Annotated in this window: 19 protein-coding genes and 1 pseudogene; 8 read left to right on the top strand and 12 right to left on the bottom strand. The window is 67.7% G+C overall.

From position 1 onward, the window contains the following. Nucleotides 1-325: 325 nt before the first annotated feature. Nucleotides 326-1,108, bottom strand: coding sequence for a FadR/GntR family transcriptional regulator (locus ACF07D_RS03565; protein ID WP_255809080.1), 783 nt, complete (start codon nt 1,106-1,108; stop codon nt 326-328). A gap of 276 nt (nt 1,109-1,384) precedes the next feature. On the opposite strand from ACF07D_RS03565, the gene ACF07D_RS03570 reads away from it, so the two are divergent. The 6 genes from ACF07D_RS03570 to ACF07D_RS03595 all read left to right on the top strand — a co-directional run bounded on the left by ACF07D_RS03570 (nt 1,385) and on the right by ACF07D_RS03595 (nt 9,103). Beyond that, nucleotides 1,385-2,905, top strand: a complete 1,521-nt coding sequence (locus ACF07D_RS03570) for an ABC transporter substrate-binding protein (protein WP_391503915.1) — start codon at nt 1,385-1,387, stop codon at nt 2,903-2,905. Between the two features lie 74 nt (nt 2,906-2,979). Then, entirely contained in the window at nt 2,980-3,927 is a 948-nt protein-coding gene (locus ACF07D_RS03575) for an ABC transporter permease (RefSeq protein ID WP_119278691.1), read from the top strand. A gap of 2 nt (nt 3,928-3,929) precedes the next feature. Continuing rightward, nucleotides 3,930-4,823 carry an ABC transporter permease gene (locus tag ACF07D_RS03580; protein WP_391503916.1) on the top strand — a complete coding sequence of 298 codons (894 nt, stop codon included), beginning with the start codon at nt 3,930-3,932 and terminating at the stop codon, nt 4,821-4,823. Further along, nucleotides 4,823-6,610 carry an ABC transporter ATP-binding protein gene (locus tag ACF07D_RS03585; RefSeq protein WP_391503917.1) on the top strand — a complete coding sequence of 596 codons (1,788 nt, stop codon included), beginning with the start codon at nt 4,823-4,825 and terminating at the stop codon, nt 6,608-6,610. Before ACF07D_RS03580 ends, ACF07D_RS03585 begins: the two co-directional genes overlap by 1 nt. A 70-nt stretch (nt 6,611-6,680) precedes the next feature. Next, nucleotides 6,681-8,087 (top strand): amidase, encoded by a 1,407-nt coding sequence (locus ACF07D_RS03590; RefSeq protein ID WP_391503918.1) that lies wholly within the window; start codon nt 6,681-6,683, stop codon nt 8,085-8,087. 455 nt (nt 8,088-8,542) lie between these two features. Beyond that, nucleotides 8,543-9,103: a PACE efflux transporter gene (locus tag ACF07D_RS03595; protein WP_255809075.1), complete on the top strand. Its 561-nt coding sequence runs from the start codon at nt 8,543-8,545 to the stop codon at nt 9,101-9,103. A 191-nt stretch (nt 9,104-9,294) separates the two neighbouring features. Here ACF07D_RS03595 and ACF07D_RS03600 read toward each other — a convergent pair whose 3' ends face one another. Continuing rightward, nucleotides 9,295-10,086: an SDR family NAD(P)-dependent oxidoreductase gene (locus tag ACF07D_RS03600; RefSeq protein WP_391503919.1), complete on the bottom strand. Its 792-nt coding sequence runs from the start codon at nt 10,084-10,086 to the stop codon at nt 9,295-9,297. A 48-nt stretch (nt 10,087-10,134) separates the two neighbouring features. Then, entirely contained in the window at nt 10,135-11,634 is a 1,500-nt protein-coding gene (locus ACF07D_RS03605; RefSeq protein ID WP_391503920.1) for an aldehyde dehydrogenase family protein, read from the bottom strand. A gap of 183 nt (nt 11,635-11,817) precedes the next feature. Between ACF07D_RS03605 and ACF07D_RS03610 the strand changes: the two genes are divergently transcribed. After that, on the top strand, nt 11,818-12,945 hold the full coding sequence (locus ACF07D_RS03610) for a 3-isopropylmalate dehydrogenase (protein ID WP_391503921.1): 1,128 nt from the start codon (nt 11,818-11,820) through the stop codon (nt 12,943-12,945). A 279-nt stretch (nt 12,946-13,224) separates the two neighbouring features. On the opposite strand, the gene ACF07D_RS03615 is transcribed toward ACF07D_RS03610, so the two are convergent. Beyond that, nucleotides 13,225-14,136 carry a LysR family transcriptional regulator gene (locus tag ACF07D_RS03615; RefSeq protein WP_391503922.1) on the bottom strand — a complete coding sequence of 304 codons (912 nt, stop codon included), beginning with the start codon at nt 14,134-14,136 and terminating at the stop codon, nt 13,225-13,227. A gap of 80 nt (nt 14,137-14,216) precedes the next feature. Here ACF07D_RS03615 and ACF07D_RS03620 point away from each other — a divergent pair, with 80 nt between their 5' ends. Beyond that, nucleotides 14,217-15,446 (top strand): YeiH family protein, encoded by a 1,230-nt coding sequence (locus ACF07D_RS03620; protein WP_391503923.1) that lies wholly within the window; start codon nt 14,217-14,219, stop codon nt 15,444-15,446. 762 nt (nt 15,447-16,208) lie between these two features. Here ACF07D_RS03620 and ACF07D_RS03625 read toward each other — a convergent pair. The 8 genes and pseudogenes from ACF07D_RS03625 to ACF07D_RS03660 all read right to left on the bottom strand — a co-directional run. Then, nucleotides 16,209-16,937: pseudogene (locus tag ACF07D_RS03625) on the bottom strand (pseudouridine synthase); the annotation flags it as partial. Nucleotides 16,938-17,106: 169 nt separating this feature from the next. Further along, entirely contained in the window at nt 17,107-17,736 is a 630-nt protein-coding gene (locus tag ACF07D_RS03630) for an SMC-Scp complex subunit ScpB (RefSeq protein ID WP_391503924.1), read from the bottom strand. Beyond that, nucleotides 17,729-18,553 carry a segregation and condensation protein A gene (locus ACF07D_RS03635; RefSeq protein WP_391503925.1) on the bottom strand — a complete coding sequence of 275 codons (825 nt, stop codon included), beginning with the start codon at nt 18,551-18,553 and terminating at the stop codon, nt 17,729-17,731. The genes ACF07D_RS03630 and ACF07D_RS03635 overlap by 8 nt, the downstream gene beginning before the upstream one ends. Nucleotides 18,554-18,563: 10 nt before the next feature. Further along, entirely contained in the window at nt 18,564-19,418 is an 855-nt protein-coding gene (locus tag ACF07D_RS03640) for a ParA family protein (RefSeq protein ID WP_119278714.1), read from the bottom strand. A gap of 126 nt (nt 19,419-19,544) precedes the next feature. Then, nucleotides 19,545-20,558 (bottom strand): site-specific tyrosine recombinase XerD, encoded by a 1,014-nt coding sequence (locus tag ACF07D_RS03645; protein ID WP_391503926.1) that lies wholly within the window; start codon nt 20,556-20,558, stop codon nt 19,545-19,547. Nucleotides 20,559-20,562: 4 nt separating this feature from the next. Then, entirely contained in the window at nt 20,563-21,222 is a 660-nt protein-coding gene (locus ACF07D_RS03650; RefSeq protein ID WP_255809071.1) for an NUDIX hydrolase, read from the bottom strand. Nucleotides 21,223-21,228: 6 nt separating this feature from the next. Further along, the gene (locus ACF07D_RS03655) at nt 21,229-22,923 is read right to left on the bottom strand and encodes a CTP synthase (protein WP_391503927.1); all 1,695 of its coding nucleotides are present in this window, start codon (nt 22,921-22,923) and stop codon (nt 21,229-21,231) included. A 45-nt stretch (nt 22,924-22,968) separates the two neighbouring features. After that, nucleotides 22,969-24,222 (bottom strand): AI-2E family transporter, encoded by a 1,254-nt coding sequence (locus ACF07D_RS03660; RefSeq protein WP_119278722.1) that lies wholly within the window; start codon nt 24,220-24,222, stop codon nt 22,969-22,971. Between the last annotated feature and the right edge of the window lie 6 nt (nt 24,223-24,228).

Below are 24,228 nucleotides of genomic sequence, written 5' to 3' on the forward strand. Positions count from 1 at the left end.
CGAGCACCCGCCCGGTCCGGCTCCCCCGGTCAGACGCCCCGCCCACTCCCCGGCGGACGCCCCCGCCCACTCCCCGGCGGACGCCCCAGCACCCCAATGCACACGGCTTCCGCAGATGTACACGAAAACTACGCGTTGAAATCGTGTACATCTGCGGAAGCCGTGTGCATTCGCGGGGCGGGCCGGGCCGAGCCGGGGCGAACCTGGGCGAGCGGAGGCGGGCCGGGCCTGAGCGAGCCGGGCAGGCCGCGCCGCCCCCGCGCCGGGCGAGGCGAGCCGGCCAGGCGGGGCCGAGCGAGGGGCCCGGGCCGGCCGCGCGCCAAAGCTAGGGCCCGGTGATCGCTGCGAGCGCGAGGCGCTCCCGCTCTGTCAGCATGGAGCTAAAGCGGTCGGCGATTGCGCTGCGTGCGATGCGCCCAGCCTCCGCCGAGTCTCGGCGCTCGATCGCTTCGAACAGGCCCGAGTCGATGCGCGCGGAGTCGAGCCGCACCGCGCTCTGCCCTGAGCCGCGCTCGAGGTCCCGCTGCACGAGCGCCCTGAGCGCCCCCGCGACAGCCTGACCGCTGAGCTGCAACACCTGGTTGCCGCTTGCCTCCCACACAGTCCGGTGAAATGCGAGGTCGGCGTCTGCGAACTCGGCGTCGCTCGCCGGGGTCCCGCCAGCTCCGCCGACTCCCTCGGCTGCCTCACGCATACGGGTCACGGCTTCGCGCATGCGTTCGAGTTGCTCGTCGGTATGCAGCACGGCCGCGAGCTCGGAAGCTGACCCGTCGAGCACGATGCGAAACTGCACGAGTTCGGCGAGCCCGAGCGACGCGGTGCCAAGCATCGCCCTGAACGATCTTTCGAGTGTCTCGGGTGAGGGCGCGAGCACCACCGGGCCACCGCGGGTGCCGGGCTTCGGCTCGATGAGCCCCATGCTCTGCAGCACGCGGAGCGCTTCGCGCACGGTCGGGCGGCTCACACCAAACTGCACCATGAGGTCGCGCTCGCTCGAGAGCTGCGTGCCAACGGGGATCTCCCCGGAGATGATTGCCGATTCCACCTGTTCGACGATCCGCTGGTAGGTGAGTACTGGCACCGCGGGGGTGAAGCTGTGTGTGGTCAAACGACTGCACTCCTCTGTGAGGTCGACGGCCGAAGGCGGAAGAACCGATTCGGGAAACTCTCTCAGATAGTAGCGCCCCACAAGTGGCCTTACCATGTATCCTGGTTTGAATCCTCGCGGCGCGAGGGGCGGGTCAGGGCCGACTCGCACCGAGGGGTGATATCCAACCGTTCGCGCCAAACCGGGTTTGCACACCCAGCAAATCCAGCCCACACTTTCATACCGAAGCACAAGCCGTCGGCGATGCCGCCGACCCCACATGTGACAGGAAGCACCATGCGTCGTAAGACAACTCTCTCCATCGCCGCGGCGATCATCACGGCTGGCGCGCTCGCGCTCACCGGCTGCTCGGCAGGCTCGGGCGGCAGCACCGGCGGCGATGCCGGTTCGACCGAGACCACCGCGACAATCGCCCTCACCGGCGCGCCGGTGAACCTCGACTTCACCACGACCGCGGGCTCTGCGATTCCGCAGGCACTCATGACGAACGTCTACGAGGGCCTCGTCGAGGTAAACCAGGAGGGCGAGATCGTGCCGCTCCTCGCCAAAGAGTGGAAGCTCTCGGACGACCGCAAGACCTACACGTTCACCCTGCAGGAAGGCGCGACGTTCTCCAACGGCGACGCATTCACCGCGAACGACGTGAAGTTCAGCTTCGAACGGGTGAAGACCGACTGGACCACCACGCTCAAGGCGAAGATGGACGTCGTCGAGAGCGTCGAGGTCATCTCTGACACCGAGGTTGCCGTGCACCTCTCGCGCCCGTCGAACGCCTGGCTGTTCGACATCGCGACCCCCGTCGGCGCGATCTTCTCCCCGAACGGAGTCGCGGACCTCGCGAACGCTCCGGTCGGCACAGGCCCCTACACTGTCGCTTCGTGGAAGCAGAACGAATCGATCGAGCTCGCCACCCGCGACGATTACTGGGGCGACAAGCCGGGCGTCGAGGGCGTCACGCTGAAGTACTTCGCTGACGCGACGGCGACGACGAACGCGCTCCGCACCGGCGACGTCGACGCGATCGTGAACCTTCAGGCCCCAGAGCTTGTCAGCACCTTCGAGTCTGATGATGCGTTCACCGTCACGAGCGGCACCTCCTCCGGCGAGGTCTCGCTGTCGTTCAACAACCGCACCGAGCCGTTCAACGACGTGCGCGTGCGCCAGGCCGTGCTGTACGCGCTTGACCGCCAGGCGATTATCGACACCGCTTGGAACGGCTACGGTTCGCTCGACGCGACCTTCGTCACCCCGAAGGAGCCCTACTACGTCGACCTCAACGATCAGTACGCTTACGACCCCGAGAAGGCGAAGGCGCTGCTCAAGGAGGCGGGCAAGGAGAACCTGAAGGTCACCTACAAGGTGCCCACCCGCCCATACGCGCAGGCAGTGTCTGAGATCGTCGTGTCGCAGCTCGCAGACGTCGGAATCGACGTCACCATCGAGTCCTCCGAGTTCCCTGCGGTCTGGCTCGATGACGTGTTCACGAACCACAACTTCGAGATGACAACCGTGCTCGCCGTCGAGGCGCGCGACGTGCTCACCGTCTTCAACAACCCCGACTACTACATCGGCTACGACAACTCGAAGATCGCTCCGCTCGTCACCGCAGCCGACGAGGCAGACGAGGCCGGCTACATCTCGGGCATGCAAGACGTACAGCGCCAGATCGTTGACGATGCCGCAAGCGGCGTGCTGTTCCTCTTCCCGAACATCGTCATCACGAAGTCGGACCTCGCAGGCGTTCCCGAGAACGCAATCGTCGAGTCGCTCGACCTCACCGGGCTCTCCTGGAAGTAGCCCTACGCGGGGTGGTGGGCGCACGAGCCCACCACCCCGGTTCGCCCCACGCCCTCAACACCTAGGACCACGGCATGGCCATTCGGATTCTCATCAATCTCGCGCGCTTCGCGGCGACGTTCCTCGTCGCGACAGTCGTCGTGTTCCTCTTCATGCGGCTCATCCCCGGCGACCCGGCGCAGGTCGCGCTCGGTACGAACGCGAGCCCCGAACTCGTCGCGCAGCTGCAGCACGAGTTCGGCACCGACAGGCCGCTCTACGTCCAGTACTTCGACTGGGTCGGCGGTCTTCTCACAGGCGACTTCGGCACCTCCTACATCACGCGGCAGGACATCAGCCCGCTCGTGTTCGACAGGCTCCAGGTGAGCCTCATCCTCGTCATCACGGCGATGATCGTTGCACTCGCGATCGCAATCCCGCTCGGCACGATCGCTGCCGTACGGCACCGCAACGCCTCCGGGATCCTGATCGGCGCTGGCAGCCAGCTCGGCGTCGCGATTCCAGGCTTCCTCGCAGGCATACTGCTCGTGCTCGTCTTCGCTGTCGGGCTCGGCTGGCTGCCCGCCGGCGGCTGGACCCCGCCAGGCGAAAACTTCGGCGACTTCGTGCGCCGCCTCATTCTTCCGGTGCTCGCGCTCGCCAGCGTGCAGGGCGCGATCCTGACCCGCTACGTGCGCTCGGCGGTGCTCGAGATCATGAGCGAGGATTACCTCCGCACCGCCCGCTCGAAGGGGCTCAGCCCCACCGGCGCCCTGCTGAAGCACGGCATGCGAAACGCCGCGATCCCGGTCATCACCGTCACCGGCGTGCAGCTCGCGGCGCTCATCATCGGCGCCGTGGTTATCGAGCGCGTCTTCGTGATTCCCGGCCTCGGCTCGATGCTGCTCGACGCTGTCGGGAACCGTGATTTGCTCACCGTGCAGTCAGTCGTGATGGTACTCGTCGCGATCACGCTGCTGCTCAATCTGCTCATCGACGTGCTCTACACGATCGTCGATCCGCGCATGCGAAAGGGGGCCTAGCCGTGAGCCAGACCTCGAAATCAACGCAGGGCCCGCGCACGAGCGCGATCTCGGCACCCCGGGCGCCGCGGAAGCGCCGCGGTCTCTCCCCCACGCTCATCGTCGGCATGGTGCTCGTCGGCATCGTCGTCGTCACCGCGATCGTGTCGTTCTTCTGGACCCCGTTCGACCCCGTGCAAGTGAACGCGCCAGACAGGCTGCAGGGCCCGAGCGCCGAGCACTGGTTCGGCACCGATAAGTACGGTCGCGACCTGTTCTCTGGCATGCTCGTCGGCGCGAGGATCACCCTGTTCGTTGGTCTCGTCTCGGTCGGCATCGCGCTGCTCATCGGCACCCCGCTCGGTATTTGGGCTGGCATCCGCGGCGGCTGGACCGAGGAGCTCATCATGCGCTCCTCGGACATCGTGCTCGCCTTCCCCGCGCTCCTGCTCGCCATCATGTCTGCGGCAGTCTTCGGCGCGTCGACGCTCACGGCGATGGTCGCGATCGGCGTCTCGACGATCCCAGGCTTCGCGCGCGTCGCCCGCTCGGGCACCCTGCAGGTGATGAGCACCGAGTACGTGCTCGCCGCGCGGGCGGCGAGCCAGTCGCGGTTCAGGATCGCCGTGCGCCACGTCCTGCCAAACATCATCGGGATCGTGGTCGTGCAGTGCTCGGTCGCATTCGCGCTCGCAGTGCTCGCCGAGGCGGCGCTCAGCTTCCTCGGCCTCGGCACCCCACCGCCAACCCCGTCGTGGGGACGCATGCTGCAGGAGTCGCAGCAGTTCCTCGGCACGCACCCGCTGCTCGCGATCTTCCCCGGCGCCGCAATCGCCCTCGCGGTGATGGGCTTCAACCTCCTCGGCGACGGTCTGCGCGACCGTTTCGACCCCAAGCTGAACGGGAGCCGCAGCTGATGGCAACGAACGTGAACCCTGAATCCGGCACGCTGCTCGCTGTCGATCACCTCAATGTGCGCACCGCGCACCGCACGCTCGTGCACGACTTCTCGCTGCACATGCAGCAGGGCGAGCGGATCGGCCTCATCGGCGAATCCGGTTCGGGCAAGTCGATGACGACGACCGCGCTCCTCGGCCTCCTGCCGAACGGCGTGACCGCCGACGGTTCAGTGACGCTGCGCGGCGCCGCCCAGCAGAACGGCCGCGACGGCAACCTGCTTGAGGCTTCGGAGCGCGAGCTCATGCAGATTCGCGGCCGCGACATAGCGATGGTCTTCCAGGAGCCACTCACGGCGCTCAACCCGCTCATGCGCGCGGGCGACCAGGTCGCAGAGATCATGACCCAGCACGGGCTCGTGAAGGGCAAGGCCGAGGCGAAACAGCGTGCGATCGAAATGCTCGACGCCGTGAAACTCCCCGACCCCGCGCAGGCTGCCCGAGCCTACCCGCACCAGCTGTCGGGCGGGCAGCGCCAGCGCGTGATGCTCGCGATGGCGCTCGCGAACGACCCGGCGCTGCTGCTCTGCGACGAGCCGACGACGGCGCTCGACGTGACCGTGCAGCGGCAGGTGCTCGACCTCATTCTCGAGCTCGTGAAGCAGCGCGGCACGGGCCTCCTCTTCATCACCCACGACCTCGCCGTCGTCGCGAACATGTGCACCCGTGTGCTCGTGATGAACGACGGCAGGATCGTCGAGGAGGGCCCCACCGACGAGATCTTCACCCGCCCGCAGCACCCCTACACGCGGGGACTCCTCGCGGCCTCCGACCTCGAGGCAACCGACGCCGACGGTCGCCTGTTCACCGTCGCGAGCGCACGCGACTATGTGCCGCCGACGGTTGACCCCGCGGCCGACCGCGAGGTTGAGGCCCACGCGGCAGCCGCCGAGCGTGAGCACATCGCCCAGCGCGCGGCAGTGGATCCCGGCGCGGAGCCAGTCATGCGGGTCACCGATCTCGTGCGCACGTACACGCGCGGCAAGACGAGCCTGTTCAAGCCTGCGGCGGAAGTGCACGCGCTCAAGGGCATCTCGTTCGAGGTACCGCGCGGCGGGCGCCTCGGCGTCGTCGGCGAATCAGGATCGGGAAAGTCGACACTGCTCCGGATCCTCGCCGGCCTCGACCAGCCGACATCCGGCTCGGCAGTCGTCGTCGGCAACGAGGTTGCTGGGGCGAAAGAGGCGCAGCTCCGGGAGCTCCGCCAGCAGCTGCAGATCGTGTTCCAGGATCCGATGGGGTCGCTCGATCCGCGCATGAGCGTCGAACAGATCATCTCCGAGCCGCTGCTTGTGCGCGGCAGGAACGAGACCGCAGCCCAGCGGTCGCAGATGGTCGCCGAGATGCTCGAGGCCGTGGGGCTTCCCGCGTCGGCAGCCGAGCGCTACCCACATGAGTTCTCGGGCGGGCAGCGCCAGCGCATCTCGATCGCGCGCGCTCTCATCTGCCGGCCGGCCGTCGTCGTCGCCGACGAACCAGTGAGCGCGCTCGACGTGTCGGTGCGTGCGCAGGTGCTGAACCTCCTCGCAGACCTCGTCGACGAGTACGGGCTGACGCTCGTGTTCGTCTCGCACGACCTGAACGTTGTGCGGCACCTGTGCGACTCGGTCATCGTGATGCAGTCTGGCGAGATCGTCGAGGCCGGCGAGACCGAGACGGTCTACCGCGACCCGCAGCACCCGTACACGAAGCGACTCATCGACTCGTCGCTCACCCTCAGGCAGGAGCTGCTCTCGGCGGAGGCGTAGCCGTCCCTGCTGTTCCGTTTCACTCATTTCACCCGTTGTCCCCCCGTTTCACCCCGCGCGAAAGGCACCGATGTCTCACCCCACAACCGAATACGCCTTCCTCGACGCAGGGACGCTCGCCGAGCGCTACGCCGCGGGATCGCTGACCCCCTCGGAGGTCGCGGAGCATGTGCTCGCCCGCGTCGCCGAGCGTGAACCCGAACTGAACGCGCTCTACCTGCACGAGCCAGACGAGGTGCGCGCAGACGCGGCCGCGTCGACCGCCCGCTGGGCCGCGGGTGAGCAGCTCAGCGCCTTCGACGGTGTGCCAGGCACGGTGAAGGAGAACATCGCGCGCGCCGGCCGCCCAAAGCCGTCTGGGACCGCGCTCCCGAACCCGCCGATCGCCGCAGCGAACGCGCCGACGACCGACAGGTTGCTTGAGGCAGGCGTTGTCATCGTCGGGTCAACGACCATGCCCGACTGGGGCATGCTGTCCTCCGGTGTCTCCTCGCTGCACGGCATCACGCGCGGCGGGCTCAACCCCGCCCACACCTCGGGCGGCTCCAGCGCCGGCGCCGGGGCCGCGGCCGCGGCGGGCTACGGCCCGCTGCACGTCGGCACCGACATTGGCGGCTCGATCCGGCTGCCTGGCACCTGGCAGGGGCTCACGGCGTTGAAGCCGAGCGAGGGCCTGATCCCGCTCGACGTTCCCTACACCGGCCGCGCCGCTGGCCCGCTCACGCGCACCGCCGCTGACTCGATCAGACTCATGTCGATCATCGCGAAGCCCGACGCGCGCGACTATCTCACGCGCGAGTACCGCGAGATGGACTGGTCGCTCGAGCCGCTCTCCCCCGCAGGCCTCCGGGTCGCGGTGCAGCTCGACGCTGGCTCCGGCCTCGACGTCGAACCCGAGACTCTTGAAATCATCGAGCGCGCGGCTGCGCTGTTCGCCGACGCTGGCGCGACCGTCGAGCCGCTCGACCCGTTCGTCGGTGCCGAGGTGCTCGACGGGCTCGTGAACTTCTGGCGTTCGCGCTCGTACGCAGACCTCGAGCTGCTCTCGCCCGCTGAGCGTGAGCTCGTGCTGCCGTTCATCGTCGACTGGTGCTCAGCCGGCGAGGGTTTCACCGCGGCCGAGACTGTCCGTAACCGCAACTGCTCCGACGAGATGGCGCGACTCACGCGCCTCGCGACAGCGCCCTACGACCTCGTCCTCTCGCCGGTGACGCCTGTCGCAGCGTTTGCCGCCGAGGATCCGATGCCGATCACCGACCCGCTCGCGACAATGGGCCACATCTCGTTCACGGTGCCGTACAACATGTCTGGCCAGCCAGCAGTGTCGATCGGCGCGGGAATCCAGGCCGACGGCCGCACGGTCGGCCTGCAGATCGCGGGCCCCATCGGCTCCGACGACCGCCTCATGCGCGTCGCCCACTGGTTCGAGACTGTGCGCGGCGCCGATGCCGAGGTCGACTGGAACGCGATCCCGTAGGGAGGGCTGTTCTCTCCATTATCGCCGTCTCTTCACTCTGCGCCTGCCCTCCCGGCCCCGGCCCTTCCGGCCCCGGCCCTTCCGGCCCCGGCCCTTCCGGCCCCGGTTCTCCCGGCCCAGCCCTCCCGGCCCTTCCGGCCCCGGTTCTCCCGGCCCGGCCCTCCCAGCCCCGTCGCGCCCAGCCGCACCCGAGAGTTGGCAGTTGTTGTCGTTTCGCGCACCCTGAAGCGACAACAACTGCCAACTCCGGGGGTGTGCCGGGCAGACGCTCCAAGATGTCGTGGAGAGGGAGACTACGCCCGGTCGGGGTAACACCTCCGCTTTCGATAGCATTTGCGCGTTTGCGCGACGGAATTCGTTGAGATACACTCGAACCACGTTGCAATCCGCAATTCAGAGGTGCGGTCACGCCAAGACCCCTCTGCAACGAACCTTTCGCTTCTGGAGTGATACCCGTGACCGGCCCAGGCCACCACGATCTGTCGATAGCGCCAGCTACCGCTACCCTGTCCATCCCTTCCACCGGCACCGTTCAGGTCGCCGGTGCGCCAAACCTCCCAGCCACCGCATCGCCTGACGTGGCGCCGCGAGCGGCGATGCACCCGATCCTGCGCCGCGTGATCTACGTCGGCGGCTACGAGATCCTCAGCGTCGTCTTCACAGTGTTCGTGCTCGGCGGCATGCTCGGCCACTCAGGCGGGCAGGCGACGCTCACCGCGATCCTGCTGTCGACGACGGCGACCATCTGGAACTACGTGTGGAACACGCTCTTCGAGCGCGCTGAGCGGCGCTTCGGCTGGACCGGCCGCGGCGTGCTCGTGCGCCTCGGCCACGCCTTCGGGTACGAGGGCGGCGTGCTCGTCTTCACGATCCCGCTCGTCGCGTTCATGCTGCAGGTCAGCCTCATCGAGGCGTTCATGATTGAAGCGAGCCTGCTCGTGTTCTTCCTTGTCTTCACCTACGTCTACTCGTGGGCGTTCGACAAGCTCGTCGGCCTGCCCGAATCGGCGAAGTAGGCCGCGATCGCCCAAAGGCTGCGCCCCCTCCCTGTACCAGGAGGGGGCGCAGTGCTGGGAGGCCTCATCGGCATCTCCCGGGGGAACCGGGGCCGAACTTGGGGAAAGTTGGGGATGGCCGCCGGAATCTGTGGCGCAGGCTGATTCTGTCTGCGAGCCCCTCGCTTCGCGACGGCGGGCCCGCCGATCAGCTAGGACGCCGGCGGGGTGAAGCGGCCGTCAATCGCGGTCCAGCCGCCGTCGACCATGAGCGTCGAGCCAGTCACGAACGACGAGGCATCGCTGGCGAGGTACACGACGGCGCCCGCGAGCTCCTCGGGGCGCGACCAGCGGCCGAACGCGCTCTTCTTCGCGTAGGCGTCGTACCACTCGGGGTTCGCCTTGATCTGCGCCGTGAGCGGGGTCTCGACGACGCCAGGGGCGACAACGTTCACGCGCACGCCCTGCGGGCCGAACTCGGCCGCGGCGGTCTTCGCGAGCTGCACGAGGCCCGCCTTCGTCGCGGCGTACACGCCCTGCCCGGACTCGACGACCTGCGCGCGGATCGAGGCGAAGCCGATGATCGACCCGCCACCATTCGCCGCGAAGCGCTTGCCGAAGTGACGAATCAGCTGGAACGACGAGCGCATGTTCAGGTTCACGACGCGGTCAAACTCGTCGAGCGAGTAGTCCTCCATGCGCTTGCGCACGTTCGTCGCCGCAGTGAACACGAGGGCGTGAGCGGTGCCGAAGCGCTCAGCCGCTGCCTCGACCTCCGCGTCGTCGAGCACGTTGAGCTGGAACGACTCGGCGGATCCGCCCGCGTCGGCGATGAGCTGCACAGTCTCGTCGGCGCCCTCAAGTTTGAGGTCGGCTACGACGACGTGAGCGCCGTGCGCGGCGAGCGCCTGAGCAGACTCGCGGCCGATGCCGCTGCCGCCGCCGATCACGACGACGGTGCGCGCATCGAGGCGGAACAGCTTGGAGTAGTCAACGGCGGTCATGTGTGAGTCCTTTGGTTGTGGGAGAGCGTGGTGTGTGGAGGCCGCCAGCTAGGAGCGTGCCCTCGGGCGAATCATCGCCATGCGTGTGACCGTGTACTCCTCGATCGCGTAGCGCGGGCCCTCGCGTCCGATGCCCGAGTCCTTCACGCCACCGTAGGGCATGATGTCGGAGCGGAAGCCCGGGATCTCGTTCACGACGACACCACCGACCTCGAGCCGCTCGATCGCCGCGAATGCCGATTCAAGCGAGGCAGTGTAGACCGCTGCCTGCAGCCCGTAGCGCGAGTCGTTCACGAGGTCGATCGCCGCGTCGACAGAGTCGACAGTAGTGAGGCAGACGACCGGGCCGAAGATCTCCTCGCACCAGGCGTCGACCTCGCGGGGAACGTCGCCGAGCACGATCGGCGGCACGGACGCGCCTGCGGCAGGCCCGTCAGGCAGCTCCGCCGGGGTGAGGAGCGTGGCGCCAGCGGCGAGGGCGCGATCCACCATTGCTCGGATCCGCTCCCCCGACGCCTCGTTGATCACCGGCGCGACGTTCGTCTCGATCTCGCGGGGGTCCCCGACAACAATCTCGCCCATGCGTTCGATCAGGCGGGCGGTGAATCGTTCGGCGATCGGGCGCTCAAGCACGACCCGCTGCACCGAGATGCACGCCTGGCCGTTCGCGTAGAACCCGCCGCGGAACACCGCGTCGACCGCGGCCTCGATATCGGCGTCGGCAGCGACAATGAAGCCCGTGTTCGAGCCGAGTTCGAGCAGTGCCTTGCGCGGGGCCGCCTGCTTCGCGATGAGGTGCCCGATCTTCGCCGATCCGGTGAAGGAGACGACGGCCGCGCGCGGATCCTGCACGAGCGTCTCGCCGACCTCCGGGCCGCCGTTCACGAGCTGGACGGCAGCACCGGTCACCCCGTGCTCGGCGAGCACATCGCGCGTGATGGCGAGCAGCTCGAGCGTTGCGAGCGGGGTGTTCGGCGCGGGCTTCACGATGACCGGGCAGCCCGCGGCGATCGCGGGCGCGAGCTTGTGGGTCGCGAGCAGCAGCGGGTAGTTGAAGCCCGCAATCGCGACAATCACGCCCGCGGGCTTGCGGGTGTAGTAGCCGATCATGCCGCGGCCGAGCTCCTGTACGTCGAGCGGCACGGTCTCGCCGGTCACGTGCGAGACCTCCTCGATCGTTGCCTGCAGCGTCACAATCGTGCGGTTCACCTCGACCCGGCAGTCGGCTCGGGGCTTGCCGGTCTCGAGCACGAGCAGGTCCTCGAAGCGCTGCGCGTCGGCCCGCAGGCGGTCGTGGATGCCCTGCAGGATCGCCTTGCGCTCGGCGGTCGTGAGCGCTGCGACCTCGGGGCGAGCGGCCTCGGCTGCGTCGAGCGCATCGCGTGAGTCGGCTGCCGAGCTCACCGGAGCCTGCGCAAAGGCTGAGCCGTCGAACGGGAAAACGATGTCAGACGTCGCGGCGAGCTCGCGCCAGCCCGTGCCAATGGGCAGCGAGCCCGCGGGGGCGCGGAGCTCGGGGGCAGTCGATGCGGCGGATGTGGCGGTCATTGCTGGATCCTTGCTGTCGGTGCGGAACTGTCGTGCTGAACTGTGGTGAGGGTCGTCCGCTGGCCGCACCGCGGCAACCTGGGCGCGGCGGCGGGCCTTCAAACGAGTGGTCTTACCAGTTAATATAGTTGAACAGTTGGCCCGCGACAACGCCGCGCGCCCTTCGGCCCCGAAAGGATCCCAATGACGCGCTCCCACACCATCGCTGTACTCCCCGGCGACGGCATCGGCCCCGAAGTCATCTCATGCGCACTCGAAGTCCTCGACGCCGCCGAGGCACGCTTCGGTTTCACGACCGACCGCTCCGAATACGCCGCAGGAGCCAACCACTACCTCGAAACGGGCGAACTCTTCGCCGAGATCACAGACGAGCTGCGCAGCGCTGACGCGATCCTCTTCGGCTCAATGGGCGACCCACGCGTCACCCCCGGCATCCTCGAACGCGGCTTCATCCTCGAAATGCGCCAACGCTTCCAGCAGGCAGCAAACGTCCGCCCAGTCCGCCTCTACCCGGGCGTCCCCACCCCCATCACAGGCCTCACCCCCGAGCGCTGCGACATGGTCATCGTCCGCGAAAACACCGAGGGCGCATACGTCGGCGGCGGATCAACCGTCCACGCAGGCACCACCAACGCCGTCGCAATGCAGGAATCCCTGAACACCTACGCCGGCATCGAACGCGTCGTCGACTTCTCCTTCCGCCTCGCACTCGGACGACGCAAAAAGGTCACGCTCTGCCACAAAACGAACATCCTCGTCGCAGCCGGACAACTCTGGAAAGAGGTATTCGACACCGTCGCCGCGCGTTACCCCGAGGTCGAGACCGACTACGTGCACGTCGACGCGATGTGCTTCCACCTGCCGCTCACCCCGGAACGCTTCGACGTCGTAGTCACCGACAACCTCTTCGGAGACATCATCACCGACCTCGGCGCAGTCATCCAGGGCGGCCTCGGCGTCGCAACGAGCGCGAACCTCAACCTCGACGGCAGCGCACCGAGCATGTTCGAGGCGATCCACGGCTCCGCCCCCGACATTGCTGGCAAGGGCTGGGCGAACCCGTCTGGCGCGGTCCTCTCCCTCGCCCTCATGCTCGGCCACCTCGGCGAGGGCGACGCCGCACAGGCTGTTGAGGCCGCAACCGTCGAGGTCCTCGGCACGCTCCCAGCGCTTGCAGGCGCAGAGATGGGAGCCACGACCGCAGAGCTCGGCACACGCATCGCCGACATCGTCCGCGATGGCCGCGCGAACACCGACCTCGTCCCTGGCTCGCTTCTCGCCACCCTCGCAACACTCCCCGCGAGCCGCTAGAGGAACTGGCCGGGCGGTGCTTGGCCGGGCCGGTGCTTGGCGGGGCTTGGCTTGGCGCCGCTGCCGCTCCGCCCAGCCCCTCCGCCCAGCTTCTCCGCCTAGCTTCTCCGCCCAGCCAGCCTCGCGAGAGCGCCCCTTCCCTGCAGGTCACCCCCATTCCGACCGTTGGAAGCTGCCATTCTTGCGGGGAAGAGTCTCTCCGGCGGCCAGGCACATCCCGGCCATCACGGGCATCCCGGCCACCAGGGCTGCCCGCACGACCCCGCGGCGGGCTATCCCTCAGGCTGTTGGCTCCACAGGCCGCAGGGCTTCGTCGAGGAGAGCCTGCGCCGCAGCCGTCGGGTCAGAGCCACGCCACAGCGCCGTGAGCGGCCGGGTAATTTCGAGCCCAGACACTGCAACGCGCGCCAGACGTCCGCCCCGAACGTCATCCCGCACGGCGAGCACGCTGAGCGCGCCAGGAGCCACGCCTGCCATCACGGCGCTGCGCGCCCCAAGCGTGGTGTCGTGCACCGCGGCGGGCTCTACTTCAAGTGGGTGGCCGGCTGCGGCGAGCGCCTGTTCGAACGCCAGTCGGGTGCCGCTGCCCCGCTCGCGGTGCACCATCGGGGTCGCGGCGAGCTCGGCCGGGCTCACCGTGCGACCCGCCCACGGATGGCTTGCGGCGACGACGACCTCGATGCGGTCGCGGCCGACGGTCGCCGCGGTGAGGCCTGACGGAAGCTCGGGAGTTTCGACGAACCCAAGGTCGATCTCGCCGGAGCGAAGCGCAGCGATCACGGCTGAACTGTTGGCCGCGGTGAGGGTTGCGGTCGCACCACTCGGTCCTTGTAGCCCGCGCCAGCGCGCTATCCAGCCGGGCAGGAGGTGTTCGGCAATCGTGAGGCTCGCCGCGATCCGCAGGCTGCCCTCCCGTCCGGCCCGGAGATCTTGGACCGCGGCACCGAACTCGGTGGCCGCGTCGAGCAGCGGGCGGGCCCACCCGATCACGAGTTCGCCGGCAGCGGTCAGCTGCGACCCCCGCGCAGACCGCACAAGCAGCGGCACACCGATCTCGTGTTCGAGCGAGCGCACCCGCAATGAGACTGCCTGCTGGCTCAGCCGAAGCTCGGAGCTCGCCGCCGAGATGCTGCCGCGCTCGGCGATGAGCGCAAGCGCACGCAGCGCGGCTGTGTCTGGTTCGCGATCCATGCGGCCTCCTCTTAGTCACAAGGATAACTTGTAGGCCGCGCGGATAGTGCTTCTACCGCACCGATGTGCTGAGGAGGAACATGAGGAGCGTGAACGACCAAACAGTCCCCGCTGAATCATCGGTAGCCCCAGCCACCCACGCGGCTGCACACATGCCAGCCCGCCGCTCCCCGGCAGACGCGCCAGGCGCACACCGCGGCCCGCGGCTCGCGACATGGACGCGAAGGATCGCTCCCGGCCTGCTCATCTGCCTCGCCGCCGCCGGCGCGTCCTACGCAGTCGGCGCCGCGCTACCCGGGGTGAGCCCGATGATCATCGCGATCGCGCTCGGCATCGTCGCCGCGAACACCGGGATCTTGCCGGGAGTCGCAGCCCCAGGGATCGACTTTTCTGCGAAGAAGCTGCTCCGCGCTGGCATCGTGTTTCTCGGTCTGCAACTCGTGCTCGGCGACATCGTCGCACTCGGCGCGCCGATGCTCGTCGTCATCGTCTGCGTCGTCGCAGGCGGCCTGTTCGGCACCGTCGCGCTCGGGAAGCTCCTGAAGGTCCCCACCCAGCTGACGCTCCTCATCGCGTGCGGGTTCTCGATCTGTGGTGCGGCGGCTGTCGCCGGCGCGGCCGGAGTCACAGACCCTGACGACGAGAACGAGCAGGCCACAGTTACGGCGGTCGCGCTTGTCGTGATCTTCGGGACGATCATGATTCCGCTTGTACCGTTCCTCGGCCCACTCATCGGGCTCACGAACGATCAGACAGGCATGTGGGCTGGCGCCTCGATCCACGAGATCGCGCAGGTCGTCGCGGTGGGAGGCATCCTCGGCGGGACCGCGCTCACCCTCGCGGTTGTCGTAAAGCTTGCCCGCGTGCTGCTGCTCGCGCCGATCATGGCAGTGTTGAGCCTGCGCATCAGGCGTGCGGCAAGCGCGGGCGCCACACGGGCTCGCGCCCTGAATGGCGTAGGCACGGGCGCTGGCAGCGGTACAGGCGTCGGCACTAACACCGACACCGCAACCACATCGGCCGAGGCTCACTCAGGCAGCCAGCCCAAGCTGCCACCCATCGTGCCGCCGTTCATCATCGGGTTCCTTGCGATGGTGCTGCTGCGCTCGTTCGCGCCGCTCCCAGACGGGGTACTCGCCACGGGTCAGCTCCTGCAGACCGTGCTGCTCTCGGCCGCGATGTTCGGCCTTGGATGCGGCGTGAAGGTGAAGAGCCTCCTGAAGGTCGGGTTCAGGCCCTTCGTGCTGGCCGCGCTCGCAACTGCGCTTGTCGCTGCGATCGCCTACGTGGGCGTGCTGCTCGTCGGATAAGGACCCGGCTGGCAGCCGCCCATCCCGGCGTCAGCGCCCGGCGCGCCCGCGACCGCCGCGAGCACCACCGGAGCGTCCGCCCGGGTGGCCGCCGGAGTGACCACCAGAGCCACCTCGAGACTCGCCGGAGTCACCGCGGGACCCTCCACGTGAACCGCCACGCGAGTCGCCGCGCGAGCCACCACGAGAATCGCCGCGCGAATCCTCCCAGGGGTTGTCTACCCAACCGCGCTCGAAGGGACGACCACCGCCAGAACCGGATCGACCGCCACTTCCAGCGCTCCGGCCGCGACGGTCACCAGTCCTGCCCCGGCCGTCGCTGGCCAACCCGCGGCTCTCGCCAGAGCGGCCACGACCAGCTTCAGACCTGCCGAAGCCGTCGCCCGACTGTCCGCGCCTACCCGCACGACCTGCATCGCGTGGACCACCGCCGCGCCTGTCGCTGCCACCGTACGAGGCGCCCTGGCTGGAAGCGCCACCGCCGTGGGAACCTTCACCGCGCAAGCCACCGCCACGCCTCTCACCGCTGCCAGCGCCGCCGCCGCGGGGTGCGCCCGCGCGATCCTCACCGGCATGTCCGCGGCCCGCGTTCGGGTTGCCTCGCGCCGCGATGCCGCGCATGCCCTTTGCGCCCTTGCCGTCGCCGGGCCGCCCGCCCGTGATCGGGCGATCCTTGCCCCGCGCGCTCGCGTTCTTATGCTTGCCATCGGCACCGCGGCCACCGCCGCGGCTCGAGCCGCGGGCACCCGTCGAGTCTGCGCGGGTGTCGCCTCCTTCGCCTGCTGATAGCAGTGCACCGCGCTCAGCCGCAGACAGCTCGCGCAGTTCGCCGGCCCGGAGGGTGCCAAGGTTCAGCGGGCCGAACTGGCGCCGTACGAGCTCTTCGACAGGATGGCCAAGCTCGGCGAGGAAGCGTCGCACGATGCGGTTCTTGCCCGAGTGGATGGTGAGTTCAACGAGCGAGTGCGTCTTCGTTGAGCCGTTTGGCAGGAGCTTCGCCCGGTCGGCGCGCATCGGCCCGTCTTTCAGCTCAACGCCGTCAAGCATCTGCTGGATAACTGCGGCGGTGACCCTGCCGCGCACCTTCGCGATGTATGTCTTTTCGACCCCGAAGCTGGGGTGTGCGAGCTTGTGTGCGAGTTCGCCGTCGTTTGTCAGGATGAGCAGGCCGCTCGTGTCGGTGTCGAGCCGCCCGACGTTGTAGAGCCTGTCTTCGACCTGGTTCGCGAACTCGCTCAGGTCGGGGCGCCCCTGTTCGTCGCTCATTGTCGAGACGACCCCGACGGGCTTGTTGAGCACGAAGTACCGCTTCGACGAGTCGAGCTGCACGACGACGCCGTCGACGCGCACCTCGTCGGTCTCGGGGTGCACGCGGGAGCCGAGCTCGCGCTGTTCCTCACCGTTCACCGTGACGCGGCCACTCGTGATGAGCGTCTCGCATGCACGGCGGGAGGCGACGCCTGCGTTCGCGAGCGCCTTCTGCAGGCGCACCGTGCCCTCTTCGCCACTGCGGTCGACTTCGTTGGCGGATGGGGTGACCGGCCGGTCCCAACCCCACTCGGCCATGTCGATCTCCACGGCTTTGCCGTCGACGATGAACTGTCCGCCGAGGTCCCCGCCCTCGTCGCCTTCGCCGCGCATGCCGCCGCGGTCTTCGCTGCTAGAGCGATTCATTGTCAAATCCTTCCGATCCATCGTCGAGTAGCGGCGCTACCGACGGAAGTTCACTGATGTCGCCGATGCCCAGGTGGCCGAGCAGCTGGTCGCTCGTGCCGTACAGGATCGCGCCTGTCTCTGCGTCGTGTGCGACCTCTTCGACGAGACCGCGGGCGAGCAAGGTGCGCACGACCGAGTCGACGTTCACCGCGCGGATCGAGGCGATCGCGCCGCGCGAGACTGGTTGGCGGTACGCGATAACAGCGAGCGTCTCGAGCGCAGCCTGCGAGAGCTTCGCTGGTGTCTGCTGCTGCACGAAGTCTTCGACGACGGGGTCGAGGCTCTCGCGCACGTAGAACCGGTAGCCACCGGCGACTTCCCGCAGTTCGAAGCCGCGCGGCACAGGGGCGTCGGCCGCGGTGCTCGCGGCGGTTCCTTCGTAGTCGGCGATGAGCGCGTTCAGCGCCTTGCGTACCTCGCGCACGGGGGCGTCGCAGGCAGTCGCGAGGGTCACGGCCGAGAGCGGCTCGTCGGCGACGATGAGCAGCGCTTCGAGCTGCTGCTGCAGGGTGTGCGCGGCGCGGGCCGCGCTGAGCGGCGTCTCCCGTTCAGGATCGAGCGTCTCGTCAGTCATAGTCATTTCCTAGCGTCGAGAGTTCTTCATCGTTCCAGTGCTCGCCAGACCATTTGACGCTGAGCTCGCCAAGCGGCTCGGCCTGATCGAAGAGCACCGCGTCGCGCCGGTACAGTTCGAGGATCGCAAGAAAGCGCGCAACGATGACGCCCTTCTCGGTGACCCCGACGATGAGTTCGCGAAAGCTCCGCGCCGGGCCACCACGCAGCATCGAGACGATGATCGCCGCCTGCTCGCGAATAGACACAAGCGGGGCGTGCAAATGGTCAAGTCCGACCGTCGGTAGTTCGCGCGGGGTGAATGCGAGCAGCGCGATAGCCGCGAAGTCGTCGAGTGACAGCGTCCACACGAGTTCGGGGCCGCGCTCTCGATACTTCGGTTCGAGTGGCACCTGGCGCGGGTGACGCCGCTCTTCGGCAGCGAGCCTCTCGCGAAACCATTGGCTCGCCTGCTTGAACGCGCGGTACTGCAGGAGCCGCGCGAACAGCAGGTCGCGGGCTTCAAGCAGGGCGATATCTTCGGGGTCAACGGTCTCGCCCTGCGGCAGTAGACTCGCGATCTTCATGTCGAGGAGCGTCGCGGCGACGACGAGAAACTCTGAGGCCTGGTCGAGGGCCGTGAGCCCCTCCCCCTCGAGCGTCGCGAGGTAGGCGATGAACTCGTCGGTCACGAGCGACAGTGAGACCTCGGTGATGTCGAGCTCGTGCTTACCGATCAGGGTGAGCAACAGGTCGAACGGCCCGTCAAAGCCGTCGAGCGAGACCCGAAACCCGGGCTCTTGCGACTCAGGCTCCGCCCCGGTCTCGAGCGCTGTCATGGCATCTCGGTTAGGCAACCACGCCGCGCTGCACGAGCTCGCGAGCGAGCTTCAGGTATGCCTCGGAGGCGGGGTTTGACGGCGCGTACTCGAGCACCGACTGCGCGGCGATCTGCGCGTCTGGCAGTTTCACGGTGCGGCCGATGACGGTGTCGAACACCGAGTCACCAAACGTGTCGACGACGCGCTCGAGCACCTCGCGGGCGTGCAGGGTGCGCGGGTCGTACATCGTCGCGAGGATGCCGTCGAGCTCGAGCGACGGGTTCAGCCTGTCGCGCACCTTGTCGATCGTCTCGACAAGCAGGGCGACGCCGCGAAGCGCGAAGTACTCGCACGCGAGCGGGATCAGCACCCCGTGGCTCGCGGTGAGCGCGTTCACAGTCAGCAGCCCAAGCGAGGGCTGGCAGTCGATAAGGATCACGTCGTAGTCGTCCGTGATGCGGCGCAGCACTCCGCCGAGGATCTGCTCGCGCGCAACCTCGCTCACGAGGTGCACTTCTGCAGCCGAGAGGTCGATGTTCGCGGGGATGACGTCGAGGCCCTCGGTGCTCGTGTGCTGGATCGCCTCACGCGGATCCTTGAGCTTGCCGAGCATGAGGTCGTAAATCGTGGGAACGTCGTGCGCGGGAACGCCAAGACCTGCAGAGAGCGCGCCCTGCGGATCGAAGTCAACGGCGAGCACCCGGCGGCCGTAGCGCGCGAGCGCAGCAGCGAGGTTAATTGTCGACGTCGTCTTCCCGACGCCGCCCTTCTGGTTGCACATCGCAATGATGCGCGCGGGCCCGTGCCGATCGAGCGATTTGGGCGCGGGGATGACGCGCTCCGGGCGTCCCGTCGGTCCCAGCTCAACCTGCTTTTTCGCCACTCCAGTTCCCTTCCGTCGCTAACGCCCTATCCTATCGGGCCTGGGGCTGCTCCCGGGGTGCTCAAGCTCGGTTCCCGTCTGCGTGAAGCTCCCAGGCAGTGTTCGACCAGCAATGCGGGCGCCGCCCTACTTCGCCCGCGGGTGCGCGTTCACGTAGTGCTCGCGCAGCGTGTCCGCGGTCACCTGAGTGTAGATCTGCGTCGTCGTTACTGACGAATGGCCGAGGAGTTCCTGCACCGCGCGCACGTCGGCGCCTCCGGCGAGCAGGTGGGTCGCGAATGAGTGCCTGAGCGTGTGCGGCGACACCTCCTGGGTGAGCTCCGCCGCCTCTGCGGCGGCCCGGATGACGAGCCATGCGCTCTGGCGGGAGAGTCGCGCGCCGCGCGGGCCGAGAAACAGCGCTGGAGTCCCGGTACCGCGAGCGGCGAACTGCGGCCTTGCGCGCACGAGGTAGGCGGCGAGCGCGCGGCCGGCGTAGCTGCCGTAGGGCACGATCCTTGTCTTCGATCCCTTGCCCGTGACGCGCAGCAGGCCGCCCTCGCTGAGCGTGCCCTCGGGGTCGCCCCAGACGTCTGCGCCCTCGCGGCCGGTTCCCGCGTAGAGGTCGTCGAGGTCGATCGTGGCGATCTCGCTCACTCGGGCGCCCGTCGCGTAGAGCAGTTCGAGGAGCGCCCGGTCTCGAAGCGAGACCGGGTCGTCTCCGCTCACCGCCCCGAGGAGTGCCTCGACATCTTCGATTGCGAGCGCCTTCGGGAGCCGTTTGCCCTTCTTCGGGGTGCGTACGCCGCGGCCAGCATTCTCGGCGAGCGCGCCCTCGTCGTACAGGAACCTGTGAAGCCCGCGCACCGTCGACACCATCCGCGTGATCGAGGCGGCTGAATACGCGGGTACCGGATCCTGATCGCCCGCCTCGGCGCCCGGCTCCGCGGCCCGCGGGGCGCGCTGCTCCTCGGCGAGCGCGGCGACGTAGGCAGAGATCGTGTCAGGGGTGACGCCCGCGAGATCGTCGATACCGCGCTCGCCAAGCCAGTCGGCGTACTTCGTGAAGTCGCGCCGGTACGCGGCCATGCTGTTGTCGCTCAGCCCGCGCTCGATGCTCAGGTGCCTGAGGTACTTCGCGATCGCTTGCCCCGGCTCCATGCGCCTACCTCGATCGTTCGCCGCGCACGAGATCGCGCGCGGTCCACGGCAGATCAGGATCGCGGAGGGTCGACCACCCCGCAGCCTTCGATGCGGCCGCGGCGAGCACGGCTCCGACAGTGAGCGCGTTTCCGATGCGGCCGTCGAGCGCCGCGGCGACGGCGTCTTCGAGCGGGATCCACACGGGCTCGAGCTCGGCTTCCTCGCCCTCGCGAACGAACTCGTGCACCGCCTCGCTCAGGCCGCGGGCAAGAAAGACGCGAATCACCTCGCTGGAGCCCCCGGGGCTGAGAAACATCTCGAGCAGCAGCGACCAATCTGTCGCCTGCAGGTCGGCTTCTTCGGCGAGCTCGCGCTTCGCGCCGGCGAGGCCGCTCTCACCCGCGACGTCCATGAGGCCCGCAGGGATCTCCCAGTCGCGGTGCGCGATCGGGTGGCGGTACTGCCTGAACATGAGCGCGCGATCGTCTTCGTCGAGCGCGAGCACGGCGACTGCACCGGGATGGTCCATGTAGTCGCGCTCAAGCACGGTGCCAGCGAACTCGAGGCGGTCACGCCTGATGTCCCACACGTGGCCGGCCACGAGCTCAGTGCTCTCGAGCACGCGCACATCGAGTGCGGGCTCGTCGGCGATCAGATGCTCGTGGCCGGCCGCGTGTGGCACGTTGGGTTACTCCGCCGAGGTCTCGTCGACCTCGAACAGGCTCGCCGCCTCACGGCGCTCGATCGCGGCACCCGCGAGGCCCGCGAACAGCGGATGCGGTGCGCCTGGGCGCGAACGCAGCTCGGGGTGCGCCTGAGTGGCGATGTAGTACGGGTGCACGGTGCGGGGCAGCTCAACGTACTCGACGAGGCCGCCGTCAGGGCTGAGGCCCGAGAACGAGAGGCCAGCAGCAGCGATCTCGTCACGGTACTCGTTGTTCACCTCGTAGCGGTGGCGGTGCCGCTCGCTCGCGGTGTCAGACCCGTAGACCTCCGCGGCGAGTGAGCCCTCAGCGAGCTTCGCCTCGTACAGCCCGAGGCGCATGGTGCCGCCAAGGTCGCCACCGTCAATGATCTCAACCTGCTCGGCCATCGTCGCGATGACAGGGACCGGGGTCTCGGGGTCAAACTCGGTCGACGACGCACCCTCGAGCCCAGCGACGTTGCGCGCGTACTCGATGACCATGCACTGCAGACCGAGGCAAATACCGAGCGTCGGGATGCCGTTCTCGCGGGCGAAACGGAGCGCGCCAAGCTTGCCCTCAATGCCGCGAATGCCGAAGCCGCCAGGCACGCAGATCGCGTGCAGGTGCGACAGCTTCTCGCGTGCTCCCTCAGGGGTCTCGCACGAATCCGAGGGGATCCACTCGATGTTCACCTTCGTCGAGTGCGCGAAGCCGCCGGCTCGGAGCGCCTCGGTGACCGAGAGGTACGCGTCGGGGAGGTCGATGTACTTGCCGACCAGGCCGATCGTGACCTCACCCTTCGGGTTGTGCACCGCGTCGAGCACGGGACGCCAGCCGGTCCAGTCGACGTCAGTGACGCGGTCTGCAAGCTGCAGGTGGTCGACGATTGTCTGGTCGAGTCCCTGGGTGTTCAAGAGCTGCGGCAGGTCGTAGATGCTCTTCACGTCGATCGCGTTCACGACCGCGCCCTCTTCGACGTCGCACATCAGCGCGATCTTGCGAAGGTTGTCGCCCGTCACCGGGCGGTCCGAGCGCAGCACGAGCGCGTCGGGCTGAATGCCGATCGACCGCAGCTGCGCGACCGAGTGCTGGGTCGGCTTGGTCTTCTGCTCGCCAGATGCGCCCATGAACGGGACGAGCGATACGTGCACGAAGATAACGTTCTTGCGGCCGAGCTCGTGGCGTACCTGGCGCGCCGACTCGAGGAACGGCTGCGACTCGATGTCGCCGACGGTGCCACCGATCTCGGTGATGATGACGTCTGGCTGCGGATCCTGCTCAGCCTGCAGGCGCATGCGGCGCTTGATCTCGTTCGTGATGTGCGGGATCACCTGGACGGTCGCGCCGAGGTAGTCGCCGCGGCGCTCCTTCTGGATGACCTCCGAGTAGATCTGCCCGGTCGTCACGTTCGCGGCCTGCGACAGGTTGATGCCGAGGAAACGCTCGTAGTGCCCAATGTCGAGGTCGGTCTCAGCGCCGTCGTCGGTCACGAAGACCTCGCCGTGCTCGAACGGGTTCATCGTTCCCGGGTCGACGTTCAGGTAGGGATCCAGCTTCTGCATGACAACATGCAGGCCGCGTGCGGTAAGAAGATTACCGAGACTCGCGGCTGTCAGGCCCTTGCCGAGTGAGGAAACAACCCCACCGGTCACGAAGATGTGCTTGGTTGTTTTGCTCTGTTCCGCGTTTGTGCCCACGGGCTTCAATCCTATCACTTCTTCGGTCTTGTGAACAGCTGTCGACTAGCGGGAGTTCTGGCGCGGCACCCACACCTGCTTGATGATCATCAGCACCGCCGCAGTGACGGGGATCGCGATCAGCGCGCCGAGCAGACCGAGCAACGTACCGCCCGCGAGCGCACCGATCACAACGAGCGAGCCTGGCACCGAGACCACTCGGTTCATGATGCGCGGCGTGAGCAGGTAAGACTCAAGCTGCATGTAGATGAGGTAGTAGATTGCCGCAACGAGCGCGGTGATCGGGGAGTTGAACAGCGCGATCGCCGTCACGAGCACGGTCGCGAGCACCGATCCGATGAGCGGGATGAGCGCGAGCAGGAAGACGCCGACCGCGACAAGGCCAGCGAACGGGACCCCAACGATCGTCATCATGATGAAGCCGAGCGTCGCGTTCACGAGCGCGAGCACAACCATGCCGTTCACGTAGCCGCCGACCGACTTCGTGACCTGCTCGGTGATGTCGATGACCTTCGCGCGGCCCGAACGCGGCACGATCGAGTAGAAGCCGCGCTTGATCGTGCGCAGCGACGACAGGAAGTACAACGACAGGATGAGCACGATGAGGCCCGCGGTGAGCCCGTTCGCGATCCCGATTCCCGCTTGCCAGACGCCGCCAGCAACCGACGCCCAGTTCGAGGGCTTGCCGATGAAGTCCTGCCCCATCTTCAAGATGGAGTTGAAATCGATGAACTCCCCGAACCTGTCGTTCACGTCCTTGTACCACTGCTCGCTCGTGAGATTGCGCACGATCTCCGGTGCGCTCTGCACGAGCTGCGCGACCTGGTTTCCGATCATCGGAATGACGACAGCGAGGATCCCGCCGATGATGAGAATGAAGCCGACAAACACGATCCCAATGCCAAGAGGCCGCCTCACGCCGTGACGTTCGAGCCAGCGCACCACTGGATCGAGGCCGAGCGCAATAAACAGCGCCGCGACGACGTACATGAGAATCGTCGAGAGCTGACCGATCATGTCGCCGACGACGATCGCGACGAGCACACCGAGCGTGACTGTGAAGCCAAGCGCGAACGGCCTCCCGACGAAGAACTCACGCTTGGGGCTTGTCCGAGCCTCGTCTTCGGCGTCTTGGGCTGCGTCACGCGCGTCGCGGTACATCTCGCGAACCTCTGAGTCCATCTGCGTGGTGTCTGCGTGCAGCACGAGCTTGGGCTCCGCCGGCTCGGAGGCTGGTTCGACAGTGACCGCCGGAGCCTTGGATTTCTTGCCAAAGCCTATGGACTTGAATATCCCCATGCAGTG

Source organism: Leucobacter sp. NPDC015123, from assembly GCF_043080205.1.
In the GTDB taxonomy this organism is placed as follows: Bacteria; Actinomycetota; Actinomycetes; order Actinomycetales; family Microbacteriaceae; genus Leucobacter; species Leucobacter aridicollis_A.

Bases quoted from the DNA above. Each gene is read 5' to 3' on its own strand.
- ACF07D_RS03615 (WP_391503922.1), bottom strand. From the start codon at position 14,136: ATGGATCGCGAACCAGACACAGCCGCGCTGCGTGCGCTTGCGCTCATC.
- ACF07D_RS03620 (WP_391503923.1), top strand. From the start codon at position 14,217: ATGAGGAGCGTGAACGACCAAACAGTCCCCGCTGAATCATCGGTAGCC.
- ACF07D_RS03590 (WP_391503918.1), top strand. From the start codon at position 6,681: ATGTCTCACCCCACAACCGAATACGCCTTCCTCGACGCAGGGACGCTC.
- ACF07D_RS03635 (WP_391503925.1), bottom strand. From the start codon at position 18,553: ATGACAGCGCTCGAGACCGGGGCGGAGCCTGAGTCGCAAGAGCCCGGG.
- ACF07D_RS03605 (WP_391503920.1), bottom strand. From the start codon at position 11,634: ATGACCGCCACATCCGCCGCATCGACTGCCCCCGAGCTCCGCGCCCCC.
- ACF07D_RS03600 (WP_391503919.1), bottom strand. From the start codon at position 10,086: ATGACCGCCGTTGACTACTCCAAGCTGTTCCGCCTCGATGCGCGCACC.
- ACF07D_RS03660 (WP_119278722.1), bottom strand. From the start codon at position 24,222: ATGGGGATATTCAAGTCCATAGGCTTTGGCAAGAAATCCAAGGCTCCG.
- ACF07D_RS03575 (WP_119278691.1), top strand. From the start codon at position 2,980: ATGGCCATTCGGATTCTCATCAATCTCGCGCGCTTCGCGGCGACGTTC.
- ACF07D_RS03610 (WP_391503921.1), top strand. From the start codon at position 11,818: ATGACGCGCTCCCACACCATCGCTGTACTCCCCGGCGACGGCATCGGC.
- ACF07D_RS03630 (WP_391503924.1), bottom strand. From the start codon at position 17,736: ATGACTGACGAGACGCTCGATCCTGAACGGGAGACGCCGCTCAGCGCG.
- ACF07D_RS03645 (WP_391503926.1), bottom strand. From the start codon at position 20,558: ATGGAGCCGGGGCAAGCGATCGCGAAGTACCTCAGGCACCTGAGCATC.
- ACF07D_RS03570 (WP_391503915.1), top strand. From the start codon at position 1,385: ATGCGTCGTAAGACAACTCTCTCCATCGCCGCGGCGATCATCACGGCT.
- ACF07D_RS03585 (WP_391503917.1), top strand. From the start codon at position 4,823: ATGGCAACGAACGTGAACCCTGAATCCGGCACGCTGCTCGCTGTCGAT.